4 protein-coding genes and 1 pseudogene are annotated in these 5,344 nt (G+C 60.9%); 2 read left to right on the forward strand and 3 right to left on the reverse strand.

What is annotated here, in order from left to right; all coding sequences use genetic code 11:
• Positions 1–27: 27 nt before the first annotated feature.
• On the reverse strand, positions 28–480 hold the full coding sequence (locus ACPYOI_RS34695) for a GatB/YqeY domain-containing protein (RefSeq protein ID WP_481417994.1): 453 nt from the start codon (positions 478–480) through the stop codon (positions 28–30).
• 276 nt (positions 481–756) lie between these two features.
• Here ACPYOI_RS34695 and carA point away from each other — a divergent pair, with 276 nt between their 5' ends.
• Together carA and ACPYOI_RS34705 are read left to right on the forward strand one after the other, a co-directional pair.
• Complete coding sequence (gene carA, locus ACPYOI_RS34700; RefSeq protein ID WP_481417995.1) at positions 757–1,962, forward strand: glutamine-hydrolyzing carbamoyl-phosphate synthase small subunit; 1,206 nt, start codon at positions 757–759, stop codon at positions 1,960–1,962.
• A gap of 139 nt (positions 1,963–2,101) precedes the next feature.
• The gene (locus tag ACPYOI_RS34705) at positions 2,102–3,211 is read left to right on the forward strand and encodes an acyltransferase family protein (protein ID WP_481417996.1); all 1,110 of its coding nucleotides are present in this window, start codon (positions 2,102–2,104) and stop codon (positions 3,209–3,211) included.
• Between the two features lie 18 nt (positions 3,212–3,229).
• Here the strand turns inward: ACPYOI_RS34705 and ACPYOI_RS34710 are convergent, their stop codons facing one another.
• Complete coding sequence (locus tag ACPYOI_RS34710; protein ID WP_481417997.1) at positions 3,230–4,618, reverse strand: MATE family efflux transporter; 1,389 nt, start codon at positions 4,616–4,618, stop codon at positions 3,230–3,232.
• A 146-nt stretch (positions 4,619–4,764) separates the two neighbouring features.
• A pseudogene (locus ACPYOI_RS34715) lies at positions 4,765–5,344 on the reverse strand (MFS transporter); the annotation flags it as partial.

Below are 5,344 nucleotides of genomic sequence, written 5' to 3' on the forward strand. Positions count from 1 at the left end.
GTGCTCGGCCGTTAGCGCCTTTCAAGACTATTTCAGCAGTTCCTTGACGGTGCCGGAGGCCTTGGCGAAGTCCATCTGGCCGGCATAACGCTCCTTGAGAACAGCCATCACCTTGCCCATATCCTTCGGGCCTTCCGCACCGGTTTCCGCGATAATGGCAGAGATATTGGCGCGCACTTCCGAATCGGAAAGCTGCCTAGGCAAAAAGTCCTGGATGACCACTACCTCCGCGCGTTCCTTGGCGGCGAGCTCCGGCCGGGCGTTCTCTTCATAGATCTTCGCCGATTCGTCGCGCTGCTTCACCATCTTGGCGAGGATCTGCAGAATCTCCTCATCCGAAGCCTCGTTCTTGCCGGAACCGCGGTTGGCGATATCGCGGTCCTTGATCGCCGCCTGGATGAGGCGGACGGTCGAAAGCCGCTCGGCATTCCTGGATTTCATCGCGTCCTTGAGGGCAGTGGCGAGCTGATCGCGCAGCATTGATTTCACTCCTGTTGAATGGCGCTTCATAAACCAGCCGGATGGCAGCGATCAAATAAATTGCGCGATTTCCCGCACGAAGCGCAGGAAAAGGCCGCCGATTCGCGCTAGAAAGATTGACGCAAGAGCAGAGCGCGGCTATCTACCGCCACCTGCACCAAAATTCGTGATCAGGCCTGAGACGCGCGGCGACAACCTGCGCCCATACGCTTGCCAACACAAATGGCACTCTGGCGACGGCCCAAGACGTCGAGAGCTGCCGGAAACGGGAAGAAGATGACCGCAACAGCACCCTGGACAACCGACAAGCCGACTGCCCTGCTCGTTCTGGCAGATGGAACCGTGATTGAAGGCAAGGGCATCGGCGCCACCGGCAAGGTGCAGGCCGAGGTGGTCTTCAACACGGCCCTGACCGGTTACGAGGAGATCCTGACGGACCCTTCCTATCTCGGCCAGATCGTCACCTTCACCTTCCCCCACATCGGCAATGTCGGCGCCAATGACGAAGATATCGAAGACCTAGCGCCTGCAGCGCGCCACGGCGCAGTCGGCGTCATCTTCAAGGCGGATATGACCGAGCCTTCCAACTACCGCGCGGCCAAGCATCTCGACGCCTGGCTGAAAGCCCGCGGCATCATCGGCCTCGCGAGCGTCGACACGCGCGCCTTGACCGCCTGGATCCGCGAAAACGGCTCGCCGAACGCCGTCATCGCCCATGACCCGAACGGCGTTTTCGACGTCGACACGCTGAAGGCGGAAGCCAAGGCGTGGAGCGGTCTTGAAGGCCTCGACCTCGCCAAGATCGCCTCTTCCGGCCAGTCCTCGCAGTGGGCGCAGACACCATGGGTGTGGAACGAGGGCTACGGCGAACTCGCGGCTAGCGACGCCAAGTATCACGTCGTCTGCCTCGACTACGGCGTCAAGCGCAACATCCTGCGCCTCTTCGCCGGCCTCGACTGCAAGGTCACGGTGGTGCCGGCGACGACCAGCGCCGACGATGTGCTCGCCATGCAGCCGGACGGCATCTTCCTGTCGAACGGCCCGGGTGACCCGGCGGCAACCGGCGAATATGCAGTGCCGGTCATCCAGAAGTTGATCAAGACCGACATCCCCGTCTTCGGCATCTGCCTCGGCCACCAGATGCTCGGCCTCGCGCTGGGCGCCAAGACCGAAAAGATGCACCAGGGCCATCACGGCGCCAACCATCCGGTGAAGGACCATACGACGGGCAAGGTCGAGATCGTCTCCATGAACCACGGCTTCGCGGTTGACACGAAGTCGCTGCCGGAAGGCGTTGAGGAGACTCACGTTTCGCTGTTCGACGGCACCAATTGCGGCCTGCGCGTCAGCGGCAAGCAGATCTTCTCGGTGCAGCATCACCCGGAAGCCTCGCCCGGCCCGCAGGACAGCCACTACCTCTTCCGCCGCTTCATCAACATGGTGCGCGCGAAAAAGGGCGAGGAATCTCTCGCCGAGCGCTGATCTAAGACCGGCAAGGGCGTTCGCGACTAGACGTGTGCCCTTGTTATTTTTCTCGCCGAACGCGTTAATTGCAATTTAAGGACGCTCTTCTAAGACAGACTCTCAGGACTGAAGCCGACCTTCGCCTGGGATGCAATCTATGCAAGAGAAAAAGCATATACCGAGCCTGGACGGCTTGCGCGGCATCGCTGCGGCTGCGGTCGTGTTTTCCCACATGGATCTGATCTTTCCGTCGCTCGGCCATCTGATGATCGGTGGTATCGGCGGACGCGCCGTTGCAATCTTCTTCTCGCTCAGCGGCTTCCTGATGGCCTATCTCTACGGCGAGAGGCCGATCAGTCGCAAGGCGGTCTCCGATTTCCTGGTCAGCCGCTTCTCCCGCATCTATCCGGTCTATCTGGTGGCGGTCGTCGTCGTTGTCGTTCTGTCCAGCATTCCGGGCTTCGAATTCATCAATCCGATCCATGGCCCGACGGAGATCATTCGACACATCGTCCTACTTGGATCGAGCGGTGTGCTCTGGTCAATTCCGCCCGAAATCCAGTTCTATCTGCTCTTCCCGCTGATCTGGCTGTTCTTCAGCGATCGCAAGCGCTACCAGGCGCTCGGCATGCTGATGGCAGGCCTCTTGGCCGTCAACGCGCTTCTTGGTTTTCCCGGCCCTGGTATCCTGTTGCTATCGAAGCTTGCCTTCTTCCTGCTCGGCACAGCAGCCGGTAGGCTGTATTCTATCCTGGACAAACAACCACCGGGCCGTTCGATGGGCATAATGGCCCTGACACTGCCGTTCTTCATCCTCGTCTCGAACCACGTGTTTCCGACAAACGACAATGCCTGGGGGCTTGAACCTGCCTTCGCCGGCGCCCTCGCCGTGCTGGTCGTCTCGGTTGAACACCCGATCTCAGCTACGCTGTTCGCTGCGCCACCCATGCGTTTCCTCGGAAAAATCAGCTTTTCGCTCTATCTCTTCCACGTCCCGGTGATGTTCCTGATGGCAAATGCTTTGTCAGGCATTCTACCGATATCGATCGTCATTCCCTCGGCGCTCGGCGCGGCGCTGTTGATTGCATGGATGAGCTACGAATGCATCGAGACGCCAGCGCGCCGGGTGTTTGTATCGCTCTGGCGCCGTCATGCGTGGAGCGCCGCAATAGCTACGCTACCGGTTGTGTCGACACAGGTAAAAGGCGAGATCGGTCCGGGCGTTTTTCATCTCGGCTCAGGCGGACAGCCAAACACGCCAGCTTGAACCATCAGTGGCACAGGCCTACGACTCGCGGCGTACGAGAATGTAGAAACGACCGCATAGCATGACCGCTGCCGCCGCCAGACCGACGAGGAAGCCGAACCAGATGCCGACCCCGCCGAAACCGAACGGGAAGGCAAAGAGCCAGGCGAGGAAGAAGCCGATCGGCCAGTAGGCGATCAGCGCCATGATCATCGGCACACGCGCATCCTTGAGCCCGCGGAGCAAACCGTTGGCGATCGCCTGCAGGCCGTCGACCAGCTGGAAGAGACCGGCAATGATGATCAGCGGACCGGCATAGGCGAGCACCTGCGGCGCTTCCGGCCGGCTGACGTCGAGGAACCAGCGCGCGAAGAACTCCGGCATGATTGCAAACAGGATACCGCCGATCGCCGCGATCGCCGCGGCAATGATCAGCACGGCGATCGACGCCCGTACCAGGGCGCGGTGATCCCCCTGGCCGTGGGCAATGCCGACGCGCACCGTCGCCGCCTGGCTCAGCCCAAGCGGGATCATGAAAGCGATGGAGGCCCATTGGAGCGCAATGCCGTGCGCCGCAAGCTCGATCGTGCCGATATGGCCCATCAGCAGCGAGGCCGCGGTAAACAGGCTGACTTCGGCAAGGATGGTCACGCTGATCGGAAGGCCGAGGCGGGCGACATCCCACAGCGCATGCCAATCCGGCCGCCAGAAGCGCACGAGGATTTCGTAGCGCCGCGTCTCCTCTCTTATCTGCACATAGGCGAGGATGAAGAAGAAGCCCGCGGTCTGCACCGCGACGGAAACGATCGCGGCACCTTCGAGACCCATCGCCGGAAACCCGAAATGACCAAGAACGAGGCAATAGGCGAAGATCGCGTTCATCACCAGCATGACAATCGTCACGTTCAGAACGACGGCGGCCTTGCCGATCGCGCTGACGAGCGCGCGCATGACATTGTAAAGAAGCCCCGGCAGCAGGCCGAAATGGCCGATCAGGATATAGCCGTGCGCAAGCTTCGCCACTTCCGGCTTCTGACCGGCGGCGAGCAGTATATCCTCCGCATAGAAGAAGGCTGGCTGCATGACGAGCCAATAGGCTGTGACCACCCAAAGACCCATGCGGATCGACCGGCGCACTGTGACGGTATCGCCCCGGCCATAAGCCTGTGCGACCATCGGGATGACCGCGATGGAAAAGCCCGAGCCGAAAATGAGGATGGTGAACAGAAACTGCGCCGAAAGCACCATGGCCGCCAGATTTTCGGCGCCGAGGCGGCCGACGATCATCACGTCCGTCGTGTTGATGCCGAGCTGGGCAAGCTGCGCGCCGATGAAGGGAATGCCGAGCGCCAGCGTGGCGCGGAAATGCGCACTCCAGCGATTGTCGGTTTGCGGCACAAGCCTGTGCACGTCGATCGGCGCGTCCATCAGAGCCATTCCCGTCGTGGCTGAATCACTTCCGGCCGCAGCTAGCGGCAAAGTAACACCGCGCCTTAGATCAAAGCCTTACGAAGAACCATCCCAAAACAGGCAAATGATGAAAAATTCATCACCGGATCACGGAATTTGATGGCTCACTCCGCCGGCGCCTCCAGGGCTTCCGCAGGTTTTCCGGTCCTGACCTTCGCGAGGAAGACCAAAGCCGCACTGAGAATAAAGAATGCGGCCAGCAGATAGGGAGCGCCGGCAAAAGTCACCGGGGCATCCGGCCCGGTGAAATAGCCGAACAGCTGCGTAAAGATAAGAGGGCCGACAATGGTCGTGATGCTGGTGAGGCTGGTCAACGCGCCCTGCAACTCGCCCTGCGCCGATGGCGGAACCTTGCCAGCGGCTATGCTGCGAAGCGGCGGATCGGCCAGGTTTTCCATGACGGTCATGATGATGACCACGTAGACCATCCATCCCTCCCAAGCGAAAGCATAGCCCGTCAGGCCGATGACCGAAAAGGAGAGGCCGACGACCGCGGTCCTCCGCTCGCCGAGCACCGGGCACGATCTTCGGCAGGATAAGCCCCATAACGAGGGCAGCACCGATGCCATAGATGCCGAGCGAAAGACCGATCTGGCCCTCGCTCCAGCCGTAGCGGTAGGTGGAAACGAAGGACCAGACGGCGGGATAGACGGAATGCGCCAACCAGAAGAGGAACATGACGGC

This window comes from Rhizobium sp. SVR5-2C (assembly GCF_056755115.1).

Coding starts and splice junctions, on each gene's coding strand:
- ACPYOI_RS34695 (WP_481417994.1), bottom strand. CDS start 480: ATGCTGCGCGATCAGCTCGCCACTGCCCTCAAGGACGCGATGAAATCC.
- carA (WP_481417995.1), top strand. CDS start 757: ATGACCGCAACAGCACCCTGGACAACCGACAAGCCGACTGCCCTGCTC.
- ACPYOI_RS34705 (WP_481417996.1), top strand. CDS start 2,102: ATGCAAGAGAAAAAGCATATACCGAGCCTGGACGGCTTGCGCGGCATC.
- ACPYOI_RS34710 (WP_481417997.1), bottom strand. CDS start 4,618: ATGGACGCGCCGATCGACGTGCACAGGCTTGTGCCGCAAACCGACAAT.